We start from the raw sequence: 23,069 nt of genomic DNA on the forward strand, positions 1-23,069 counted from the left end.
ATTACCCATTCTGCACTATTTTACTATTTGTTGTGTTAGCTTAAACCGTGAGTAATCTCTATGGTAATTTACTAAAATCAATAACAGGTTTCTTCTGATGTAACGGTCTTGTAAAAACACTTTGAGCTTTGGTAAAATTATTAAAAAAGCCTCCGTTTTTCAAATAGAATGATTCGTTATTTAGCAAACCACCTGAATAATCCATACGGTACCCTTTAGTACCCGTGTTGTCTGTTGTGAATTTTGCGGAGTTAATCTCTGTCCAATTTCCGGTAGCATCACAATACCATTGATTATTGAACAAGACTTCTCGAGATTTATTTCCTTGTTCCGGAGAAAAATTTTCTAAAAACGAATGAAATCGTTTTAGATAAGTATTGGTTTCGGGACGGTTAAAACTGGCGATTAATTGCCATTTATTTAATTCGGGGGCAAAAAAGTAAGCGGTATAGGTCGTTGAATTATCATTTTGAGGAATTCCACGAAGTAAAAACTTATAGGTGTTCCCTGCGATCCAATTGTATTTCAAATAACTTTGTCCGCCGGAACCCTCATTTCCAAATTCACCCGTCGTTACGTTTTCTCCTTTATTAAGAAGTTTAATTTTTTTGGAATCTGGAATGGTTGCTGGATCATCCGTTACAAATGGACTCCAAACGGAGAACAATACTCTACGCTCTTTATCCGAGTTAACCTGTATACCAAAATATCCTTCTGCAAACCCATTTGCCATATAATAAGACCCTATAATATCTTGTCCTTTTGGTACAGTAACTTCGTTGTAATACCATTCGGCATTTACTTTTTCAGGTACTTGATAATTTAGATGTACAGAAGGACCTCTTCTTCCCCAATGATAAAAACTAGCTTCGTCATTTTGAACAAATGCAATTTTATCTTTCGCAATCGAGCTGTTAATTGTTACTCTTGAAATAGAAGGGAAATGACTTTTATTCTTGCTGATCCCTTTTATTTTTAAAGCAACATAACCCGGTTCCGTAATTTCCCAACGTCCTATTGGGTAAGAATTTTTTTTGGTGTCGTTGAATTCAATACTTTTGGATTCGTCGTTAATGGTGAATTCTAAAGTTGCTTTTCCCAGAACTACCAATGAATCCTTATTTATTGAAAATTCGAACACTCCCGGCTCAGAAATTCGAAAGTAAGCAGTAAAATATTCTTCTGAATTGGTCCAATACTCGATTCCATTTTTTGTAATGGTTTCAACTTCCGCAAAGGGAGTTGAACTAAAAGCATTTCCACCAAGAGGCAGAGAAATTTCGGATATCATTTTAGAATCATCCCCAACAATAGTATCATTTTTTTCATTACCGCTACAAGAAGTAAGTGGAATCAATACTAAGATTACTAATAGGTTTGTAAAGAATTTTTTTTTCATCTATAATTTTTATACTTTTTATGTTCGGTATTTCCCTTTTCTGACCCCTTTTATTCTTAACCAAATGGACGTTTTTACAACCTCATTCTAACCTTTTATTATTGATTTTGGGTCAGCGTTCCAGGATAAGCATTTATTTCTGATTGAGGAATGTACTGTATCACGCGCAAACTGGATGCAGGAATATCTTCCATGGCACGATGTGGTCCCGGATAATGACGTGTCATTGTTTGTCCGTTTCTATATACATCATACCCTCTATGTGCTTCGAATGCTAATTCTAATTGACGTTCTTCATCAATAAATTGAATAGCATTGGCACTCGTTAATGAAGTATATCCAGCACCAGGAATTGATCTTTCTCTTACTATATTTAGGTTAATACGTGCATTTTGATAATCCCCTTTTTTTGCATACGCTTCTGCCATATTCAAATACATTTCAGATAGTCTTGAAATGATTGGCGAATGAAGATGCGAATCGTTATCCTGTAAAGAGCATTTAGTGATATAATACATTGGATATACACGGTTCAATAACATCATAAAATCTTTTTCACCAACATATGTTTTTCCTTTATAGTCAATCGAATAACTATTTTCAGCAGCATTAACTACAGTTAGATCGTATTTATCTGTCCCAATATTAATGTAAAATGTACCGTCAGCATTACGCTTAAGCGGTTGTTGCAAATAGTTATACCCTGTTTGTACTGAGCTGGTATTATACGAATCATGGACAAAACGGAAGGCTTCTGTTTTATTGTCTGATGCATCCAGTGCGTATTGTGGTTTAATAAATGCCCAACGAGCATCATTCTTTTGACCAGACTTGCGCAGTAAATCTAAATATTTAGCACTGGCATACATTTCGCCCCAACCTTGTCCTTGAATATTGGCGTACATGCCGCCAATTCCATAATAGTGATCGAATCCGGAGAACTCTGAAGCCACACGTTTAACAGCAAAAATGGTTTCCGTTTGTCCGGCAGCATCAGGAGCAAAGGTATTGTATTTCATAAAATCCGCTCTACTAAGTAAATTGTAATTTCCACTTGCAATTACTTTTGTAGCATATTCTATGGCAAGAGTAGCATATTCTTGATTTGGACTTTGGTACGTTCCGCTCATGTATAAGTATACTCTGGATAGCATTGCTTGCGCTGCCTCTCTGGTTGCATAAGTCGCACTACGTTTTACGGTCATTAGCGTTTCTGCTTTTTTCAAATCATTAATGGCTTGTTGGTAGCTGTCTTTAATTGTGGATCTGTCTGGGAGACGTAAATTATCAATATCGGCAGGCATTCCGTTTACAATGGGTACTCCCAAATTAGAGTCAGGGGATTGTGCATAAGGTCTACCGTAGGTACGAGACAAATAGAAGTAAATCATTCCTCTTAAGTAGTAGGCTTCTCCTAATTGTTGGTCAATTTGCGCATTTTCACCTTCTGAAATAATTTTGATTAAGTCACTTGATTGTGAAATAATTTTATAACTGTTGTTCCAAAAAACAGATAATCTTCCATTATCCGGTATGTGCTGGTACGAAATAAAGGAATAGAAAGCATCCGTAGAAGTTCCTCTTATCATGATATTATCTCCGGGATATTCCCCTACTCTGTGCATAACATCTGACCAACCTTTAAGTTGTGCGTAACACCCATTCAAAAGTACTTCGACAGCCGCTTCCTTATCTGCAAGGATTTTGTCCTCGGTGTAAGCATTAAAAGGTTCTCTCTCCAGTTCACAAGAGTATAAAAAACTAATTGTAATGAATAATATAAATATCTTTTTCATGATTTATTTTTTTTAAAGAGTAAGATTAAGACCTAATACAAATTTGCGTGTCTGAGGATATACTGAGGTGGCAACTCCTGTTATTTGACCATTACTAGGTGGTATCTCAGGATCAACTCCAGAGAAGTGAGAAATTGTAAATAAGTTTTCTGCAGCTACAAATAATCTAAGATTCGAAATATTAAAACGCTCCACATTTAGATTATATCCTAAAGAAAGGCTTCTCATTTTTAGATAGGTTCCAGTTTCTAAGAAACGAGACGAAGCTTTATTTGAGTTACTTTGATTGTTATAACTGGCTTGAGGATGCGTAGCAATATCACCTGGTTTTTCCCATCGGCTCCATCCGCTGTGAAGATTCATTTGGTTGCGATCTGTATAGGCTCCATCTGAATCAAATTCAGCTCTGGCATAATTATAAATTTCGCCTCCTACTGAATAGGTAAATATGGCAGCAAGATCAAAACTCTTATAATTTAAATTCGTTGAAAATCCACCAAAAAATGAAGGCGTATACGCTCCCATAGCAATTGGTGTTTTTGAAGCGGCACTATAACTGAAGGTTTTAACGCGTTCTCCTGCTGCATTGGTTTCAAACCATTGTGGTCTTCCGCTCTCTGGATCTACACCAGCCCATTCTGTAAGGTACCACGTATCTACATCCTTTCCGGGAGTCAATAATTTATTAGCTGAACCGGAAATACCAGATCCATCTCTCACGATGATTTGTTGTCTTTCGCCATAAAGACTCGTTACTTTGTTTTTATTCACACCAATATTAGCATCTACAGCCCATCTCCAATCTTCATTATTAATAATTTCAACATTAAGTGCCGCTTCAAAACCTTTATTGCTTACTGCTCCTACGTTTTTCCAAATACTAGTCACTCCAATAACTCCTGGCAAAGGAACTTGGTACAATAAACCCGAAGTATCTTTATCATAATAATCCAAAGTCAGGTTGAATCGTCTTAAAAACGAAATATCTAAACCCACACCGGCCGTATATGTTTTTTCCCAACTTAAATCAGGATTCGCAATTTGAGAAATTATGGCTCCTGGATTTTCATTGTACCCTGTCGTTAATGAATACAGGGCATAGTGTGGATAAAGACTGTTTGGTCTGTTTCCTACTGATCCATAACTGGCTCTAAGTTTTAAATTTGTGATATAATCCGCTTTAAAAAAAGCTTCTTTATGAATATTCCATCCACCACTTACAGAGTAAAAATTCCCGTATTGTGAATTAACCCCAAAATTTGAAGCTCCGTCACGTCTAATCGAAACTTGTGCTAAGTACTTATTATCATAGGTATAATTTACATTCGATAATAATGATTGTACGGCCCATTGCGCTTTGCTTCCTCTCACTCTTTCAGGAATCGAGGCCACATCACTCACTACAAACCCCGGAGCAAATCCAGTTGCAATTCCTACTGTATTTTTAGAATTAAATTCATTCCATTCATAGCCGGCGATGGCATTAAAATCATGTTTTCCAAATGATTTTTTGAATTTGAACAGTTGATTGGTATAGGCTCTATTATACGAACTCATATAATCCTCAATTCTTCCTTTTACTGCTAATCCGCTGGAAGAACGTGGATCTGAATAGGAGGTAGAATTTGAATTTGAAAAGATATAACTGTTTACAGAGGCAAAAGTCAGCCAATCCGTAAGTTTTATGTCAAAATCAAAATTACTTCGAATATCATAGGCTTCAGACTCGCTGTAATTCCATTGTAAATCATACAAATAGTTTGATCCGGTGGTGTTTACCCAAGTAGGATTTGGTTGATTTCCTACCAAAGTTCCATCTGCTAAATACGGGTTATCCCAAGGCATATTACCATACATTGCACCAACTGAATGTTGTTTATTTAAAACATCTCTGCGGGTTGCGTTTATCTGTGGGCGTATGGTTAACCAATTATTTACTTTATAACTAAATTTCAATAGTGCATTATACCGTTTGTAGTCATAGCCTCTTATTGCTGCTGTCTCATCATACACCCCCAGAGAAACATAGCTTTTGAAATCCTCATTACCACCACTTATAGAGAGGTTATGATCGGTTGCTAAACCTGTTCTTGTGGCATTATCCCACCAATCAAAGTTTTTATTTCTCAGTTCCGGAGTCCACCACCATGCCGTTGAAAAGTCCTGTTTGTTCGAAAAAGAATCGTACAAGTCATATAATTCATTTCCATTCATTAAGCTGAAATTACCCGTGTTTAATGTGGTAGCAGCCATCTTCGTCGAGAAATTAATAGTTGCTTTGCCTGATTTTCCACTTTTTGTTGTAACCACAATAACTCCGTTAGCCCCTTGAGAACCGTATACAGCAGTAGAGGCTGCATCTTTTAGAATCGTCATAGTTTCAATATCCATGGGATTAATGCTCCCGGCACTACTTCCTACAATAACTCCATCAACAACCCATAGAGGATCTGTACTTCCGTTTACAGTTGTTTTACCTCTAATAATTATTTTACCAGCTTCACCAGGCTGTCCAGATCCAGAATTTACATAAACTCCAGTAGCTTTCCCTGCTAATAAATTTTCAACAGAGGGAGTTGTAGCATCTGTAAGCTTCTTATTGGTAATTGTTTGTAAGGAACCCGTCAAACTTTCTTTTTTAATCGTACTATAGCCAACAATAACGACTTCATTTAATTTTTGTCCGGTTTCTTTTAAAACAATAGTTAATGGGTCATTGCCAATAGCAATTTCTTGTTCTTCCATTCCAATAAATGAAACAACTAAAGTATTATTATTTCCTACTACATCAATAGCAAAATTACCATCAGCATCAGTTTGAACACCAATAGTAGTACCTTTGATAAGCACATTAGCTCCAGGAAGAGGTGCTCCACTTTCATCGGTAACTTTTCCTTTTACAACTTTCTGAACTAATAATACATTAGTTTCGGATAAAGCGATTGTCTTTATGGTCGAAGCAGTAGAAACTTGAAAAGTTAAAGCTAGAAAAGAAAGAATTGTTAATTTAATTTCTTTGTGTGTCATACTTTTAATCCTTAAGCCCCTTGGTTTTTTTTGGGTTAATAATTTCATACTCTTGAAATGGTTTTAGTTAATAATTGTTTGTTGGTTTATTCAGTATTAAGTGTTGTTTGTATGTTTTTTTGATGGACAAAAATGAACTCTAAAAAATTTGATTTATAATTTCTTAACTGAGCTAATTTTTGTCTAAATCCACCCTCTTTTTTTATGCATATTTCTAAATACAGCCTTTGATATAATCTTCAAAAACATTAAATTTTGACCTAATAAAAGATTGATTATTTTTTAATACATGACGAAACTAGAGATTATATTTTTATTAAACAAGGAAAAACACAAATAATGTGCTCGAACACATATTATTTGTGTTGTCGAGCACACAAAAAATACTCGAAACGTTTTTTTAGTACTAAAATTCTAGTTTTTCAATTATAAAATCCTGTGGGGTTTCATATCATTTATTTCAAGTAAAAAAGGACATACTCATTAAATAACAAGAAATTCGGAATTTTTTAAACTAAAAATTAAAACTTCAACAATAGTTACGCACTATAAATTGACCATTTAATCTCAATTTACCATCACTTAATTTTAAATTTAACAGCTAAGAGATGAATGTAAGACTTATAATTAGGCTAAAAAAAGAATAAATAGATTCATTGAAATTTCTTTTAACTATATTTCGAGAATTTCTGTTCAAACACAGTTTCACAGAAATATTAAATACCGTATAAAATGATTCCAGAAATGAAAGAATATGATGTCCATTTAATTGAAAACAAAGATCTGACTGTCTCCGGAAAAGGTGATGACATAGCGTGGGCTGAAGCCCAGATTTTAACTGATTTTTGTTCCCCGTGGAATACCAAAAAAGTAACTAAAACTACATTTAAAGCACTTTGGAATCGAGACAAATTATTTTTTAATTTTACAGTTTTAGATACTGAAATCCACATAGAAAAGCAAGATGAAAGTTTTGAAAGTATTGGAGTTTCTGATAGAGTTGAACTCTTTTTCAGAACTGATAATGGACTGAATCCTTATTATTGTTTAGAGATCGACACTTCTGGGCGAATAATGGATTTTATTGCGTATCCTAATAAGAATTTCGATTTCAGTTGGAACTGGCCCAAAAATGATTTAGTAGTTAAATCATCTGTACAAGCTAATACTTTTATGGTTGAGGGATCAATTAGTATCGAATCTTTGAAAAGTCTTAATTTAATAAAAAACAACATTATTGAAACCGGTGTTTTTAGGGCTAAATATAGTAAAGCCCAAAATGAATGTTATGAACCTAATTGGATTACTTGGGTAAACCCAAATACGGAAACTCCCAATTTCCACATTGCATCTTCTTTCGGAGTTTTTATTTTAAAAGAATAATTTTTTTTATTCAATATAATACTCCGCATTTTCCGCGTTCACAATATCAATCGGCAAAAAAATCATTTTTGGAATTTCATTCTGAAAGAGAAAATGTTCCACCAAAGAGGTTATTCCGAGATATGCCTGTCTTTTCTGGTTTTGATGAATCATAAAATCGATGACGCCTTGATTCAAATAAGTAACATTTTCATCAATCAAATCATAACCGACCACTCTAATTTTTTTACCTTTAAATTCACTAATTACCTTAGCAATTTGATACGATTTAGAAGTAGTAACAAAAATTCCTGTAACCTCTGGATTTTCATTCAGGAAAGTATTGCAACTAAGCTCAACATTTGGATTTTTTAATTTTAAAGTGGTAATCGTGTATGGAGAATTTTCTTTCTCATCAAAATAATTTCTAAAACCTTTTTCCTTTTCCTGCATGTGAATTGCATTTTTGTAGGTTTCATCAATATGAACAATGGCAATTTGACCGGTACCGGTAATCGAATCTATTAATTTTGCTGCCACTCGTCCACTTCTAAATAAATCCTGACCAACGAAACTTTTTACAAAACTGGACTCGACTTGGTTATTAAAAGTATTTACAATGATGTTTAACGAATTGTATTCTTCGATAACATCTACAGTTTCTTTATGGAATAAAGGCGTTAGCAAAACAGCATCCGGAGATAATTCCAATACCTCTTTATTCGTTTTTAAAAAGGATTTCTTTTTTTCCGGATTAAAGTAAAAGGTTTCAATAATCAAATTATAGGCTTTGAATTCTTTCACCGCATCATCAATACCACTCAGGCAAGGATGCCAATAAGTATCAATTTTGGGATCAGGAAGAACAATACAAATGCGATAAATTTTATTATTCTTTAAATTCCTAGCAATAAGGTTTGGCTCGTAGTCAATTACTTTTAAAACTTCGTTGACTTTGTCCAAAGCAGCTGGTGACACTTTACCTCTTTTGTGCAAAACTCTGTCAACAGTTCCTTTCGAAACACCGGCTAATTTAGCAATATCCTTTATTGTATACTTTTTATCCATAATGAGCAAATATATAAAAACTTTGGTTTTATTTTTTTTTGTAAGACTGAATTAACGAATGAGTACCTAATTATACGTTTGACATTCTTTCATTGTTAGTAATAATCTTTTTATGATCGTATTTTTTCATACAATTTAAAAATGTGCTCGACAACACGAAATAAGTGTGTTCGAGCACATTTATTGTTTTTTACTTGTTTTATTAGAATTTAATCTATAGTTTCGTAAAGTAAAACTAAATAAACAGTTAGAATTATAAATAAAATTAGCATTAAACACTATTAATACAGCGTTTTTAACATCTCTAAAAAGTGAAAAAAATTATATCATTAGCTCCTGGACGAACGTGTCTCTTTGGAGATCATCAAGACTATTTAGGTTTGCCCGTCATTGCATGTGCAATCAATCTAAATATAAAATTAACTGCAGTTCAAAATGACACTTCAGTTTTCAGACTAAACATGGAGGATATTAATGAAGTTAGGGTCATTGATATTCACGGTATTTTTTCAGAATTAGCACCTCGAGATTATTTTGCCTCTTCCTTAAGAGTTTTGAGAAGACAAGGTTGTATTCCAACTGTAGGATACGATATAACCATAAAAGGAGATATTCCTATCAATTCCGGAACCTCAAGTTCATCGGCTTTATTAATGGCTTGGATTCATTTTTTGGTTACCGCTTTTGGAGTTGATGCCGAAGTTACTCCGGAATTTATTGCAAAAATGGGGTATGCTTCTGAAGTTTTAGAGCACGGAGAACCAGGCGGAATGATGGATCATTACAGCATCGGAGTGGGCAATATTGTACACATCAATACCAAAGATCCTTTTTCTTATACCATTATTGGAACAGAACTAAAAGGATTAATAACCGGTGTTTCCGGGGTACCTAAAGAAACCATTGGTTTGATAGGAGAATTAAAAGGAAATGCCTTGATTGCAATTGACATTATAAAACAAAATTTTAAAGATTTTGATTTAAATACATCCGAAATAGAAGATTTAGATAAATACTATAATTATTTACCAGACCGATTGATTACTTATTTTGAAGCTGCCATCAAGAATTACCATTATACAAAAGAGGCTTTAAAAGAATTTGAAAAACCAACTCCAGATTTAAAGAAGATTGGTGCTTTAATGAATCAACATCACGCTGTTTTAAGAGATTTATTAAAAATAACTGTGCCAAAAATTGATGCCATGATTAATGCTGCATTGAAAGCTGGGGCGTATGGGGCAAAAATAGTTGGTTCAGGTGGAGGCGGTAGTATTGTAGTACTGGCTGAACCGGGAAATGAAGCTCCAGTAGTGGCAGCAATACTGACTGCAGGGGCAATAGAAGCCTATACGGTAACCGTTGATCCTGGCGCGAGAATACTAGAAAACATTAAAATTTTAAAGAATTAATTATGCATGACAATCTAATTATTTTGGCTGGCGGCGCTTCTTCCAGAATGAAAAAACAAGTTACAGTTGATAATTTGAGTGACGAAGAAATTGCGCAAGCGAATGAAAGAAGTAAAGGATTAATTGGTGTTGGCCCAAATGGAAGACCATTATTGGATTATCTTTTATTGAATGCGAAAAAAGCAGGGTATAAAAATATCTATATTATTATTGGTGAGCGGGGTGATCTATTTAAAGAATTTTACGGAAGTGAAAACAAATACAATGATTTTCATGGTTTAACTATCTCTTTTGCTATTCAATATATTCCGGAAGGAAGAGCCAAACCATTAGGTACTGCAGATGCATTATTTCAAGCTGTAGAACAATATCCGGAACTGAATTCATTGGATTACTCGGTTTGCAACAGCGACAACTTGTATTCAGTCGATGCACTTTATGCGCTTAGAGAAACAGATAGTCCTAATGCTTTTATAAGTTATAATAGAGATGCGATGGAATTTCCATCGGAACGAATTTCTCGATTTGCCATTGCCAAACTCGACCATGATAATCAATTATTTGATATTCTTGAAAAACCAACTGCAGCTAATTTAGAGAGTTACAAAGATTCCGAGGGAAAGTTAAGAGTGAGCATGAATGCTTTTAAATTTAAAGGAGATCTTATCTATCCTTATCTAAAAAACTGTCCCGTTCATCCTGAAAGAGACGAAAAGGAATTACCTACCGTACTTTTAAACGCATTAAAAGAACACCCAAATACCACATTTGGCATCCCTTTTTCTGAACACGTACCGGATTTAACGGCAAAAGAAGACATAGCTGAAGTAAAGGCCTATCTAAAAAAACAGTATCCTGTATTAAATTGGAATGACTAATAATTCTGAAAGGATAACTCCTAATATTTAAAAAAAATGAAGAAGTATATAATAACAGGTGGCGCAGGATTTATAGGAAGTCACATTGCTGAATATTTATCCGCTAAAGGACATCATGTAATTGTTTTGGACAGTTTAAGAACGGGATTCGAAAAAAATATTAATGGGCTGAATGTTCAATTTGAAAAAGGAGATATCAGGGATAAAAATCTTGTGGAAGAACTAGTGCAAGGTGCTAATGGTATATTTCACTTAGCGGCTTTGGTAAGCGTCCCGGAATCCCTTTTAAATATAAACGAATGTATTGAAATCAATACATTGGGGACAATAAATATTTTGGAGGCCGCAAAGAAGAATGTAAATTGCAAAGTAGTACTTTCTTCATCTGCGGCTAATTATGGAGACAATCCCATATTGCCTAAAATAGAAACAATGACTCCGGAACCTATGACTCCGTATGCTGTTACAAAATTAGATGGTGAGTTTTATCTGAAAATGTATCAAGATCAATGGGGTCTTCCTACTGCTTCATTACGTTATTTCAATGTTTTTGGTCCTAGACAAAATTTAAAATCAGCCTATGCAGCAGCGGTACCAATTTTCATAAATAATGCACTTCAAAACAAACCGATAACCATTTTTGGAGATGGCTTACAAACTAGAGATTTTATTTATGTAAAAGATGTGGTAAGAGCAAATATTTTGGCATCTCAAAAAGGGAATGAAACCTATAATGTGGCTCTAGGCCATAACACGTCAATATTAGAATTAGCGGAAAAAATCATTGAAATAACCAACTCCAAATCAAAAATAAAATTTCTGGATGAAAGATCAGGAGATATTAAACATTCAAAAGCAAATCCTTCAAAATTCACTCAACTAGGATTTAAACCACAGTATTCTATAGATCATGCCTTGAAAGAGACTATTGAATTTTACCATAAAGCATCGTTAATTAACTAATAGAATTAAAAATTCACAGATATGAGTAATAGTATTAAATCAAAAAACAATTTAGTCCCAATACTAATTATAGCAGGCTTATTTTTCATATTTGGTTTTGTGACCTGGATTAATGGTGCACTAATTCCATTTATGAAAACTATCAATGAATTAACCGATGCTCAATCCTATTTGGTAGCATCGGCATCCTATATTTCATTTGTAGTAATGGCTTTACCAGCTTCATATATTTTGAATAAGATAGGTTACAGAAAAGGAATGTCTTTAGGATTAATAATAATGGCGATTGGCGCTTTAGTATTTATTCCAGCGGCTGAGGCAAGAACTTACTGGGTGTTTTTAACAGGTATTTTTATTCAAGGTGTCGGGATGACTTTGTTACAAACAGCTGCGAACCCGTATATTACAATCTTAGGACCTATCGATAGTGGTGCCAAACGTATTGCCATTATGGGAATTGCCAATAAAACAGCCGGTGCAATAGGATCGTTAATTTTTGGTACATTATTATTATCAGGAATAGATGAAGTCAAACAAAAATTAGGAAGCGCGTCGATTGAAGAAAAAGCAGTGTTATTAGATACTATGGCAGACAGTGTTTTTATGCCTTACTTAATAATGGCTACAGTATTATTAATTTTAGGATTATTAATTAGAAAAGCACCTCTGCCTCACGTTGAAGCAGCTGAAGTGAATGAGATAAAAGAAGGATCTGAAACAAAAAAAAGTATCTTTCAATTTCCTCATTTATGGTTGGGTGTTTTAACATTATTTGTCTATATAGGGGCAGAAGTTATAGCTGGAGATACTATAATAGCCTATGGTATTTCGTTAGGTTTCCCAGCTGCAGACGCCAAGTTCTTTACAACTTTAACCTTATTAGCAATGGTGTGTACCTATGCTCTAGGAGTTTTTTTAATACCCAAATATTTAAAACAAGGAACGGCACTTATAATTAGTGCTGCATTAGGCCTCATTTTCAGTGTTTGTATATTATTAACCACCGGCTTTACGTCTATTTTATTTGTGGCATCATTAGGCATTGCCAATGCACTGGTTTGGCCAGCAATATGGCCTTTAACTTTAGATGGATTAGGAAAATTCACTAAGACAGCGTCAGCCTTATTAATTATGGCGATTTCAGGTGGAGCAATTATTCCACCATTATATGGTAGAATGGTTGATGCCAATAAACAAGAGCTTATTGCTAAAGGAATAAATGAATCAGATGCTTTGGCAACAGCAGCAACAAGTAGTTATTGGATTTTAATTCCCTGTTATTCCATTATTCTATTTTTTGCTATCTGGGGGCATAATTATAAAAGCTGGTCAAGAAATAATAAATAAAAAAACATTTTGATGAGGCAATATATTTTGAATAAATATTGAGAATATTAGGATAACAGTTTGTCAATATGTTTGAGAAAAAAGTATAAATGGGGGATTATTGGATGCGGAAATGTAACAGAACTTAGAAGCGGTCCTGCCTATCAAAAAGTAGAATGTTTTGAGTTACATGCAGTCACGCAGCGCAATATTTAAAAAGCCGAAGATTATGCAATTAAGTACAGTGTTCTTAAGTTTTATGGAGATGTGGATGATTTAATAAATGATCCTGAAGTCGACTCTTTATGTATAGCAACTCCGCCAGATTCTCATTGCTATTATGCTCTAAAAGTTGTTGCATCAGGCAAAATTTGTTGTATTTAGAAAACAATGGAATCAACGTATGAAGAATATTTACTTGTAAATAATGTCTTTGAAGAAATGAAAATACCATTATTTGTTACTTATTATAGACGATCACTCCCTAGAATTAAGTTGGAACAAGGTTCATTTAAAGAAAGCTTGATAATAAAACAACCTGAAAACATTAAATTTTTTCATGTTCAAAATATAAAAAATCATTTAGTCAAGAATTCTATACATCCTGAGTGTTAGATAATATTTTGGGAAATATCAATAAAATTAAAAATAAATTATAAAAATTAAGCCATGTTAAATAGTAATATTGATAAAGCCACAGGTTTCGAAAAGCGGTTTGAGAATATAGGAACCGTAGTTTATGAAAATTCAGTAGCTGCCTCTAAAGCTGTAGCTAAAGAAATATCAGATTTGATAAAAGTTAAACAAGCCCAAAAACAGCCTTGTATATTGGGGTTGGCCACAGGTTCTTCCCCGAAAGGATTGTATTCAGAACTAGTGCGCTTACACAAAGAAGAAGGATTAAGTTTTAAAAATGTAGTGTCATTCAATTTAGATGAATATTATCCTATGGAGCGAGATTCCATAAATAGCTATGTGCGATTTATGAAAGAATTGTTATTTAATCAAGTTGATATTTTACCGGAAAACATCCATGTTCCGGATGGAACATTGTCAAAAGAAGAAATAGCGAATTATTGTGCCACATATGAAGCCAAAATTGAAGCTCTTGGAGGAATAGATTTACAAATTTTAGGAATTGGAGGAAACGGTCATATAGGATTTAATGAATCAGGATCTTTACAAAATTCTAAAACACGATTAGTAGCTTTAGATCATATTACAAGAGTAGCTGCAAGCAGTGACTTTTCTGGCTTAGATCATACTCCTAGAACAGCTATTACATTGGGAGTTAAAAAGATTATGGAAGCAAATAGAGTGATTCTTATGGCTTGGGGAGAAGGAAAAGCGAATATTATAAAAGCATCGGTAGAAGGTACAGTTACAAATTTAGTACCGGCTTCATTTTTGCAAGAACATACAAATGCCACCTTTGTTTTAGATAGGAAAGCCTCCTCAAAATTAACCCGAATTAATACGCCTTGGTTAGTCGAAAAAATAGTATGGACAGATAAACTTATAAGGAAAGCGACATTGGGTTTAGCCCTTCATTTGAAAAAACCTATTTTAATGCTTACAGATGCTGATTATATAGAAAATGGCATGAGTGATTTATTAGCCGATTCAGGACCAGCTTACGACATTAATATAAAAATGTTCAACAAGCTTCAAAATACTATAACAGGATGGCCAGGAGGTAAACCCAATGCCGATGACAGCAAACGACCAGAACGTGCAGAGCCTGCCAAAAAGCGTGTGCTTATTTTTAGTCCACATCCAGATGATGATATTATTAGTATGGGTGGCACATTCAAGAGATTGCATGAACAAGGACATGAAGTACATATTGGTTATCAAACCTCCGGTAATATAGCAGTAGCTGATGATGAAGCGCTACGATTTGCAAGCTTTGTTTGTGATTATAATGATAAGTTCGGTATCAAAAGCCCTGAGGCAGAAAATATTTATAAAAAAGCAATAACATTCCTAAAGAACAAAAAAGCGAGTGAGGTTGATATCGCCGAAGTAAGATACATCAAAGGTTTAATTCGAAAAGGTGAGGCACGATCAACCAGTTTTTATGTTGGTATTCCAGAAGAGCAGATTCATTTCATGGAACTTCCGTTTTATGAAACAGGAACTATTGAGAAAAACCCAATAGGAGAATCAGATATTCAAATCACGATGGATCTCATCGAGAAAATTAAACCACATCAAATTTATGCAGCAGGTGATTTGGCAGACCCACACGGAACCCATAAAGTATGTTTAGATGCTATTTTTGAAGCTATAAAACGTTTAAAACCTAAAAAGTACATGAATGATTGTTGGGTTTGGTTATACAGAGGGGCTTGGCAAGAATGGGGAATTGACGAGATCGAAATGGCTGTACCGATGGGGCCAGACCAAGTGTTGGAAAAACGAAAAGGGATATTTAAGCATCAATCCCAAAAAGATGGTGTCGTGTTTCAAGGAGCAGACAGCAGAGAGTTTTGGCAAAGAGCCGAGGATAGAAATAAAGAAACTGCCAATTTGTATGATGAATTAGGATTGTCCCATTATGCAGCAATGGAAGCATTTGTTAGATGGGAATTTTAAGTAAATGATAAAATGACATCAATAAAATCGATTTTAGGAATTACAGGAACTATTGGAGGCATAGTTAATGATAATTTGACTCCAATAAATGCTATAAAATTTGCAGCAGCGTATGGTATCTAGTTAAAGCAGCAAAATATTTAAAAAAAAATTTCACTAATTATTGGAAGAGATGCCAGAATTTGTGAAGATACGATTAGTACAGAACCTATTATTCGAATTTATACCGAAAGTATTTCCGAAGATGAGGCAGACGAACTGGCAATAAAATTTATCAACGAAATTAAAAAATGTATTTAAAAAATGAATATTTCTTTTGAGGCACCATTTCATACTTTTACCAGATATACAAAGGTAGAAAAAACTGAATTTTATGATCAATTTATCAATTGGTTAAAAGGGGAATTCGATCTGTATTTAATGGAAGAAACGGATGGCTTGAGAGTATATTATCCAAATGGAATGTTTACCGTTAAGCTTGTTTCGAAAAGAGAAAATGATTTTTCTATAGAAATAAAAATTAAAAGCAAAAATTTAAAAGCGGCTAATCAAATCAGTAAAAAAATTGAAACTATTCATAGTCATCTAAAAACAGTACTAAATAAAACAATTTATGATAAATAATAAAATGAATCAAGCCTTTTTAGGTTTCGTTCTAGCATGGTGAATTTTGTAACTTTTCAAAATAAATAAGTGAATTTATTATTCAAATTTGATTCAAAGAAACAATAAATTTGTCTCTTAATTATAAACTATTTTAGATAAAAATATGGATTACAACAGATGCGGAAAAAGTGGTTTATTATTACCGCAAATATCTTTAGGATTATGGCATAATTTTGGGTCGGTAGATAGTTTCGAAAATGCAGAAGGCATTGCTAAGGCTGCTTTTGATAAAGGAATTACACATTTTGATTTAGCCAATAATTACGGTCCGGATCCGGGCTCTGCTGAGATTACTTTTGGTAAAATTTTAAAGAAGAATTTTCATGGAAATCTTCGTGACGAAATTGTAGTTTCGACCAAAGCCGGTTATACTATGTGGAAGGGTCCTTATGGCGATTGGGGTTCCCGTAAGTATTTATTGTCCAGTTTGAATCAGAGTTTGAAGCGGATGAATTTGGAGTATGTAGATGTTTTCTATTCTCATCGTTATGATCCTGAAACACCATTGGAAGAAACCATGATGGCTTTGGATTATGCTGTTCGAAGCGGAAAAGCTATGTATGCTGGGATATCTAATTATAATCCGGAACAGACCAGAGACGCTGTAGATATTCTAAAGCAATTGGGAACACCTTGTCTGATTCATCAAGTCAAATATTCAATGTTTGAGCGAAATCCGGAAATCGGATTATTAAACATTCTGGAAGAAAAAGGAGTTGGTTGTATTGCTTTTTCACCTTTAGCCCAAGGACTTTTAACTGATAAATATATAAAAGGGATTCCGAAAAACTCTCGTGCCTCTAATCCTAATGGTCATTTAAAAACTGAAGAAGTTTCGGAGGAAAAAATTGTGAAAATTATTCAATTGACTTTAATTGCGCAAAAAAGAAACCAATCTTTAGCACAAATGGCTTTGGCTTGGTTGTTAAAAGATAATCGTATTACCTCAGTATTAATTGGAGCTAGTTCAATTGCACAACTCAATTACAATATTGACAGTCTGCAGAATCTTACTTTCTCCAAAGATGAATTAGATGAGATTGATACGATTTTACAATAGTAAAAAAAGAGCAAATATTAAACAGACCATCAAAAAACATCAGTTATTTTGACTTAAAGTCGATTTTTGATCTGTTTATGACTGAGTGATATCGCTAGAATTTTTCGAGACAATACCGTGGACAAGCCCTGAAATTTGGTAGAGATGACTAATGACGTAGCACTTCAGCAACTCCTTTTGGAAATATTGTAATAAGAAATTACCAGTTCAAAAGACTGCATGCGATTGTAATAGGAAGTGAAATGATGGCCGGAGTTCGAAATATGTATGTTGATTACTGTAAAGCGAGTGGATATTTAAAAAGAGATAATTTAAATTAAAACAAATAGAGATCGAGCGCGCTATTTTAAATATATATTTTTGTCCAATATTTCTTTTAGGACATGGAAGACTGCATTTACATCACTGCCAATAACATGGAGTAGGAAGCGGATTATTTCCGTTTAAATTCGGATATTTCTTTAATATCAGTTACACTGAAGCCACCAACACGGGAATTGTAATAGAAGGATACCCCGATAAAAAGTAGAAAACGTTAATTTGAACCGTTTTATAATACAATGAGCTAAAAACGGATTGAGCCTTACTACTACTATAAATGTAACTTTTAATGAAGTTGTAATTGGTGAGAGAGGTACAATTCTTACTGCTGCAAAGTAATATATTAAAAAAAAATAATTTTTATGAAACCTATTATTGTTTTGACGTTGTTAATTTCCTTAAACAGACTGTCTCAAAAAACTACAATTTATACTATTGGTGATTCTACGATGGCTGATAAAATAAAACCGGAAGAAAACCCAGAAACCGGTTGGGGACAGGTATTGCGTCTGTTTTTTAATTCGAATGTAATTATAAAGAATCGAGCGGTAAATGGCGGAAGTACACGCAGTTTTATTGATGAGAAAAAATGGGAAGCAGTTTTTAAGGTTTTAAAACCGGGAGATTATGTTTTTATACAATTTGGGCATAATGATGAAAAATTAACCGATTTTACTCGGTATACAAATCCACATACAACGTATCGACATAACATCATTCGGTTTGTAAATGAAAGCAGGGAAAAAGGGGCAATTCCAATTTTGTTTTCATCAATTGCCAGAAGAAATTTTAATGAAAATGGAGTATTAGTCGGAACGCATGGTGATTATCCGTTTGAAACTCGTTTGGTAGCCCTAGAGTACAATGTGCCTTTTGTGGATTTAGAATATTATTCAGAATTACTTGAAACCTCTTATGGTCCCGAAAAATCGAAAGCGCTACATTTGCATTTTAAACCCGGTGAGAATTCCTATTATCCAGAGGGAAAGTCTGATGACACACATTTAAGTAGAAAAGGAGCATTGGCTATAGCCCGTTTGGTTGTTGATCAAATTAAGCTAATGAATAACCCTTTCTTTAAAAAATTAAAAAAACAATTACTGTAAAATGAACAGTTAAATTAGGAAGATCTTCGTTTCTAATACTATTAAGTAAGTCGAAAGTTTAAAAGTCGTAAAGTCAAAAGAATTAACTTTAAGTAAAACAGCTTTAAATCAGATTTTTACATGATTTTATCCTGATTTTAAAATACGACATTATACCATGGTTATTACTTATGTCCCATAAAAACCTTTTTGTAAGGTTAAATATTTAACAATGATATCTCAAGTGTAAGCGATCTTCTCCGCTGTCTTCAACATAGAAAAAAACTTATTAGCTGTCAGCTATTTTTCGCAGGTTTTTGGCTTCTGGAGCTGGAGGGGATTTTGACAATCGCTACAGTCAACGAGGCGTGCAATAGGCGGTGAAGCAAGTCGCCAAAGCAGCAGGTGTTAAAAAATTTCTTAAATTTAAAAAAACATCCACTTCTATTATTTCACATGAGACTAATGAATTTAAGAATAATTTTGATTTTTCATCTTCTACTTTAAACTTGAACCCGTTATTTTCAGTCTTAATTCTAAGTAATTAAAGAGGGAGCATTTTAGTTTCTTTGATTAATTCTTCAGAATTTTCTAAATTAAAATACTGATACAAACTTATATCTAGATATTCATAATCTTCCTCAGATTGTAAAAAATCAATTAGTAATTCAAAACGTTTTATTGTTGAAAGAATCAATTTTGCTAACTCAATATCGCTTTCGCAAATGCTCTTAAATCAGAAGTTGAAAAGGATGATGTTATTACTATTTTTACAATTTTATCAATATCAAAAAAACAAAAAATATACACAATAAAGACACCTCATCAGCATCTTTCTTATCCCTCCCCCCTCTTAATTATAACCTGTTCTTAAACTCAAAAACCTTCTATATCTCGTAAAGACCTAATAAACAAACTACAATAATTCCTATTATTCCATACCTCAACTATAGAACGCATCGAGAATTACTCTTTGATTATGAAATTAAAAATCATTTCGCCAATCACTTCTCACTATTCCCTGTCATCCTGAGCTTTTCGAAGGACACCACTCACTTTTCTCTAAAAAACACCTATTCAATTCCCGAATTGCACACTATACTTCTTGATTTAGAGAATTGTATTATATAATTTTGTCTCCACTTCCCCACTCCATTCCGACAAATCTTCACTAATACAACACAATGGATACGCAACAAAACCAACAACGGATTAAGGTGATTTACCAAATGCTTTTTGAAATGGCAACCGGCAACCTCTCATTCAGAATTATCAAAACAGACCAAAACGACGAAGTTGATAAACTCTCTGAAATGCTTAACACTCTTGCTGGACAGATGCATGATATTATACTCCGATCAGGTTCTGTTAACCCGCATTACAGTTATCAAAACTTAGTACAAACTACATTTATTTTAGACGATAACTTTATTATCAGCAATTTTAATACACACGTACCAGAAGCACTATACTACGAATCCGAAGAATTATTTCAAGTTGACTTTGGAAAATTTATCGCACCACAGTCCTTCAGTATTTGGAATAAAAAAAAGATAGAAGCCTCACTTGATGATAATTACCACAGCACCGTTCCGCTAATTTTTATAACGGGTAATAATAAATTACTTCCAACTTTTTGCACCATATCACGGCTACACTACAGTGACAAAATAATCGTAAACTCAATTACTACCATCTTGCAAGAACTGTCGTCAGACGCAACGTTTGTAATAAAAACAAATCCAAAAAAACAATCCGAAGCTGTGGTAATGCAAAGTATTTATGATTACATCTTAAATCACTTGGAAGAGCCCCTTCCTACCCTAAAAAAATTGGCTGCTATGTTTGCGTCTGAAGAGCACAAGCTAAAGATAGGTTTCCGTAAGTATTTCAATACTAGCGTCTACAATTTTTATCATTTGGAACGCCTTAAGAAATCCCATCTACTCATTCAGAAGACTGAAATCCCTTTGAAGGAAATTGCCTTTATATGTGGTTTTAGCGCCTACTTAAACTTTTATAAGGCTTTCAAAAAGCATTATGGCTATGCTCCTAGCGACCTCAACCGTCCATCTGAGTAAAGAGAACCCTGTTTTTATGGAAGTTTCCTTTTAGTATAACGAAAAGCCTGATTTGCATAAGTCAACCAAAATAACAGTTGCAACTTTACAATATCAAAATTACTAAAATGAGCAAGATCCAAAACTTTAAAAGCAATTTCGTTCTCATTATTAGCTTCTTTACAGCGCTTCTTTTCATGTACGCTGCAAGCAGCAAACTAATCGATTTTGAGAACTTCCGAATCCAACTTGGACAGTCGCCACTACTAAGTGCATTTGCAGCTTGGATTGCAATTCTGGTACCTGTGATTGAAATCCTAATTGCAATTGTACTGTTCACTCCTAAATTTAGATTTTTTGGACTGCTGTCTGCTTTTGCATTAATGATGATGTTTACAACCTATATCTACATAATTTTAAATTTCAGTGCCTACATTCCATGCTCTTGCGGTGGCATCCTTGAAAAAATGACATGGAACCAACATCTGGTTTTTAATTTAATATTCGTCGCACTATTGGCTGTAGCGGTTATTTACGAACCTACAAACTGCAAAAACAGAGGGATCAGCCCGACAATAAACACTAAAAGAAAAATTTGGGTATTGATAATAACTGCTGCTGCAGGAAGCACTATAATAGTGATACTATTCCTGCTGTCAGAAAACATCATCCAATATCACAATAATTTCACCCGTCGCTTTCCGCAACATGCCGCACAGGAAAGATATAAAATAGATCTTTTATACAACTCCTACTATTTTGCCGGAACAGGAAACGGAAAAATATATTTAGGCAATCGTACTGCCCCACTTCTAATTACAATATTCGACTTAAAAACCAAAACTACAACCTCTCACAAAATCATTTTAAACCAAACTGACATGCCTTTTCGAGTTCCGAAAATCCGTGTTTTCAATCAAAGCTTCTTTGTGTTTGAGGGAGCAGTTCCTTATGTATTTAAAGGAAGTATTTCTAATTGGATCGCGACACTAAAGATTAATTCCGGTGTTCGTTTCTCACAGGCAGAACCCACAGATTCTATAAATCTAACGGTTCGATATAAATCGCCTCAATCAGGAGAAAACCTACTTGGCATTCTTAACACATCAGATAGTTTGGCAGTTAGATATGCCCCAGATATTCTGCAGAAACAAATCGATGGTGTTTTTGATACTGATGGCAGCCTCCATTTTAATACCAATCTGGATAAAATAGTATATGTTTATCGATATCGGAATCAATATAGTGTTGCAGACAGAAATCTGGTATTGCAATATCGTGGCAATACCATAGATACCATTTCAAGAGCTCAATTAGAAATTGCCGAAGTCGGAAAAAGCAAGGTCACTAAATTAGCAAAACGGGCACTTGTTGTAAATAAAAGTAGTACCGTCAGTGGCAATTACCTGTATGTCCACTCGCTTCTACCCGGACAATATGATGCTCAAAGTGTTTGGAAAAACGCAAGTATAATAGATATATACGACCTGATAAAGAAAAGCTACCAATCTAGTTTTTACGTGTATCATATCAAAAACAAAAAAATGAGAAGTTTCATTGTTGTCGACAATCATTTATTTGCATTAATTAATAATCATTTGGTATGCTATGAATTTCTAGATCACCTCATTCCTAAAAATTAAACAACAATATATACTGGCCGGTGTTCAGGGGTAAGATTGAAAACCTGTAAAAGAGTAAATCATAACCATTAAATATTTTTATTATGAGAACAATTTTTTTAAAAAAAATGATGATGCCTTTGGCAGTAATCGTTCTGGGTGTTGGTGGTGCATTTACTACAACATCAATGAGCAGCACAGAAGCCCTTTCACAAGTAACTGGGTACAAATTTATTTCCGCGCAAACAAAATGTCAGACAAGCACATTATGTGACACTGATGACACGGGAACGATCTGTACGAATGGAGGTGCTCAACTATGGGGTAAAGTAAACCCGTCGGACGCAGATTGTCCGGTGGAACTGTACCGCATTGAAGAATAGTTAAAATGAAATGCAGTTCCTCTTGGAACTGCATTTCTAATTT

The 23,069-nt window shown here is 34.1% G+C and carries 16 protein-coding genes and 1 pseudogene; 13 read left to right on the forward strand and 4 right to left on the reverse strand.

The window, feature by feature from the left end:
• Positions 1-58: 58 nt before the first annotated feature.
• From EKM03_RS13500 to EKM03_RS13510, 3 genes are all read right to left on the reverse strand, one after another.
• A complete protein-coding gene (locus tag EKM03_RS13500; protein ID WP_231507352.1) occupies positions 59-1,399 on the reverse strand; it encodes a DUF3472 domain-containing protein in 1,341 nt (446 codons plus the stop codon).
• Between the two features lie 98 nt (positions 1,400-1,497).
• On the reverse strand, positions 1,498-3,195 hold the full coding sequence (locus EKM03_RS13505; RefSeq protein ID WP_126455249.1) for a RagB/SusD family nutrient uptake outer membrane protein: 1,698 nt from the start codon (positions 3,193-3,195) through the stop codon (positions 1,498-1,500).
• Positions 3,196-3,207: 12 nt separating this feature from the next.
• A complete protein-coding gene (locus EKM03_RS13510; protein ID WP_231507353.1) occupies positions 3,208-6,222 on the reverse strand; it encodes a TonB-dependent receptor in 3,015 nt (1,004 codons plus the stop codon).
• A gap of 732 nt (positions 6,223-6,954) precedes the next feature.
• Here EKM03_RS13510 and EKM03_RS13515 point away from each other — a divergent pair.
• Positions 6,955-7,605: a sugar-binding protein gene (locus EKM03_RS13515; RefSeq protein ID WP_233584101.1), complete on the forward strand. Its 651-nt coding sequence runs from the start codon at positions 6,955-6,957 to the stop codon at positions 7,603-7,605.
• 6 nt (positions 7,606-7,611) lie between these two features.
• Here EKM03_RS13515 and EKM03_RS13520 read toward each other — a convergent pair whose 3' ends face one another.
• The gene (locus tag EKM03_RS13520; RefSeq protein WP_126515706.1) at positions 7,612-8,652 is read right to left on the reverse strand and encodes a LacI family DNA-binding transcriptional regulator; all 1,041 of its coding nucleotides are present in this window, start codon (positions 8,650-8,652) and stop codon (positions 7,612-7,614) included.
• Positions 8,653-8,963: 311 nt separating this feature from the next.
• Between EKM03_RS13520 and EKM03_RS13525 the strand changes: the two genes are divergently transcribed.
• The 12 genes and pseudogenes from EKM03_RS13525 to EKM03_RS13580 all read left to right on the forward strand — a co-directional run bounded on the left by EKM03_RS13525 (position 8,964) and on the right by EKM03_RS13580 (position 23,026).
• Positions 8,964-10,064, forward strand: a complete 1,101-nt coding sequence (locus EKM03_RS13525; RefSeq protein ID WP_126515707.1) for a galactokinase family protein — start codon at positions 8,964-8,966, stop codon at positions 10,062-10,064.
• 2 nt (positions 10,065-10,066) lie between these two features.
• Complete coding sequence (locus EKM03_RS13530) at positions 10,067-10,942, forward strand: sugar phosphate nucleotidyltransferase (protein WP_126515708.1); 876 nt, start codon at positions 10,067-10,069, stop codon at positions 10,940-10,942.
• Between the two features lie 36 nt (positions 10,943-10,978).
• Positions 10,979-11,905, forward strand: coding sequence for an NAD-dependent epimerase/dehydratase family protein (locus tag EKM03_RS13535; protein ID WP_126455259.1), 927 nt, complete (start codon positions 10,979-10,981; stop codon positions 11,903-11,905).
• A gap of 21 nt (positions 11,906-11,926) precedes the next feature.
• A complete protein-coding gene (locus EKM03_RS13540; RefSeq protein WP_126515710.1) occupies positions 11,927-13,252 on the forward strand; it encodes a sugar MFS transporter in 1,326 nt (441 codons plus the stop codon).
• 210 nt (positions 13,253-13,462) lie between these two features.
• A pseudogene (locus EKM03_RS15320) lies at positions 13,463-13,615 on the forward strand (Gfo/Idh/MocA family oxidoreductase); the annotation flags it as partial.
• A gap of 285 nt (positions 13,616-13,900) precedes the next feature.
• Positions 13,901-15,829: a glucosamine-6-phosphate deaminase gene (nagB, locus tag EKM03_RS13550; RefSeq protein ID WP_126455263.1), complete on the forward strand. Its 1,929-nt coding sequence runs from the start codon at positions 13,901-13,903 to the stop codon at positions 15,827-15,829.
• Between the two features lie 303 nt (positions 15,830-16,132).
• Complete coding sequence (locus tag EKM03_RS13555; RefSeq protein WP_126740595.1) at positions 16,133-16,453, forward strand: hypothetical protein; 321 nt, start codon at positions 16,133-16,135, stop codon at positions 16,451-16,453.
• Between the two features lie 145 nt (positions 16,454-16,598).
• Positions 16,599-17,555 carry an aldo/keto reductase gene (locus EKM03_RS13560; protein WP_126740596.1) on the forward strand — a complete coding sequence of 319 codons (957 nt, stop codon included), beginning with the start codon at positions 16,599-16,601 and terminating at the stop codon, positions 17,553-17,555.
• Positions 17,556-18,238: 683 nt separating this feature from the next.
• Positions 18,239-18,982, forward strand: a complete 744-nt coding sequence (locus tag EKM03_RS13565) for a rhamnogalacturonan acetylesterase (protein WP_126740597.1) — start codon at positions 18,239-18,241, stop codon at positions 18,980-18,982.
• Positions 18,983-20,145: 1,163 nt separating this feature from the next.
• Complete coding sequence (locus EKM03_RS13570; protein WP_126740598.1) at positions 20,146-21,042, forward strand: helix-turn-helix transcriptional regulator; 897 nt, start codon at positions 20,146-20,148, stop codon at positions 21,040-21,042.
• A 107-nt stretch (positions 21,043-21,149) separates the two neighbouring features.
• On the forward strand, positions 21,150-22,664 hold the full coding sequence (locus EKM03_RS13575; protein ID WP_126740599.1) for a MauE/DoxX family redox-associated membrane protein: 1,515 nt from the start codon (positions 21,150-21,152) through the stop codon (positions 22,662-22,664).
• A gap of 83 nt (positions 22,665-22,747) precedes the next feature.
• The gene (locus EKM03_RS13580) at positions 22,748-23,026 is read left to right on the forward strand and encodes a DUF6520 family protein (RefSeq protein WP_126576298.1); all 279 of its coding nucleotides are present in this window, start codon (positions 22,748-22,750) and stop codon (positions 23,024-23,026) included.
• Positions 23,027-23,069 lie beyond the last annotated feature (43 nt).

It is taken from the genome of Flavobacterium sp. GSP6, from assembly GCF_003984855.1.
Taxonomy (GTDB): domain Bacteria; phylum Bacteroidota; class Bacteroidia; order Flavobacteriales; family Flavobacteriaceae; genus Flavobacterium.

Bases quoted from the DNA above. Each gene is read 5' to 3' on its own strand.
- nagB (WP_126455263.1), top strand. From the start codon at position 13,901: ATGTTAAATAGTAATATTGATAAAGCCACAGGTTTCGAAAAGCGGTTT.
- EKM03_RS13535 (WP_126455259.1), top strand. From the start codon at position 10,979: ATGAAGAAGTATATAATAACAGGTGGCGCAGGATTTATAGGAAGTCAC.
- EKM03_RS13515 (WP_233584101.1), top strand. From the start codon at position 6,955: ATGATTCCAGAAATGAAAGAATATGATGTCCATTTAATTGAAAACAAA.
- EKM03_RS13520 (WP_126515706.1), bottom strand. From the start codon at position 8,652: ATGGATAAAAAGTATACAATAAAGGATATTGCTAAATTAGCCGGTGTT.
- EKM03_RS13580 (WP_126576298.1), top strand. From the start codon at position 22,748: ATGAGAACAATTTTTTTAAAAAAAATGATGATGCCTTTGGCAGTAATC.
- EKM03_RS13530 (WP_126515708.1), top strand. From the start codon at position 10,067: ATGCATGACAATCTAATTATTTTGGCTGGCGGCGCTTCTTCCAGAATG.
- EKM03_RS13555 (WP_126740595.1), top strand. From the start codon at position 16,133: ATGAATATTTCTTTTGAGGCACCATTTCATACTTTTACCAGATATACA.
- EKM03_RS13570 (WP_126740598.1), top strand. From the start codon at position 20,146: ATGGATACGCAACAAAACCAACAACGGATTAAGGTGATTTACCAAATG.
- EKM03_RS13505 (WP_126455249.1), bottom strand. From the start codon at position 3,195: ATGAAAAAGATATTTATATTATTCATTACAATTAGTTTTTTATACTCT.
- EKM03_RS13575 (WP_126740599.1), top strand. From the start codon at position 21,150: ATGAGCAAGATCCAAAACTTTAAAAGCAATTTCGTTCTCATTATTAGC.
- EKM03_RS13565 (WP_126740597.1), top strand. From the start codon at position 18,239: ATGAAACCTATTATTGTTTTGACGTTGTTAATTTCCTTAAACAGACTG.
- EKM03_RS13560 (WP_126740596.1), top strand. From the start codon at position 16,599: ATGGATTACAACAGATGCGGAAAAAGTGGTTTATTATTACCGCAAATA.
- EKM03_RS13540 (WP_126515710.1), top strand. From the start codon at position 11,927: ATGAGTAATAGTATTAAATCAAAAAACAATTTAGTCCCAATACTAATT.
- EKM03_RS13500 (WP_231507352.1), bottom strand. From the start codon at position 1,399: ATGAAAAAAAAATTCTTTACAAACCTATTAGTAATCTTAGTATTGATT.
- EKM03_RS13510 (WP_231507353.1), bottom strand. From the start codon at position 6,222: ATGACACACAAAGAAATTAAATTAACAATTCTTTCTTTTCTAGCTTTA.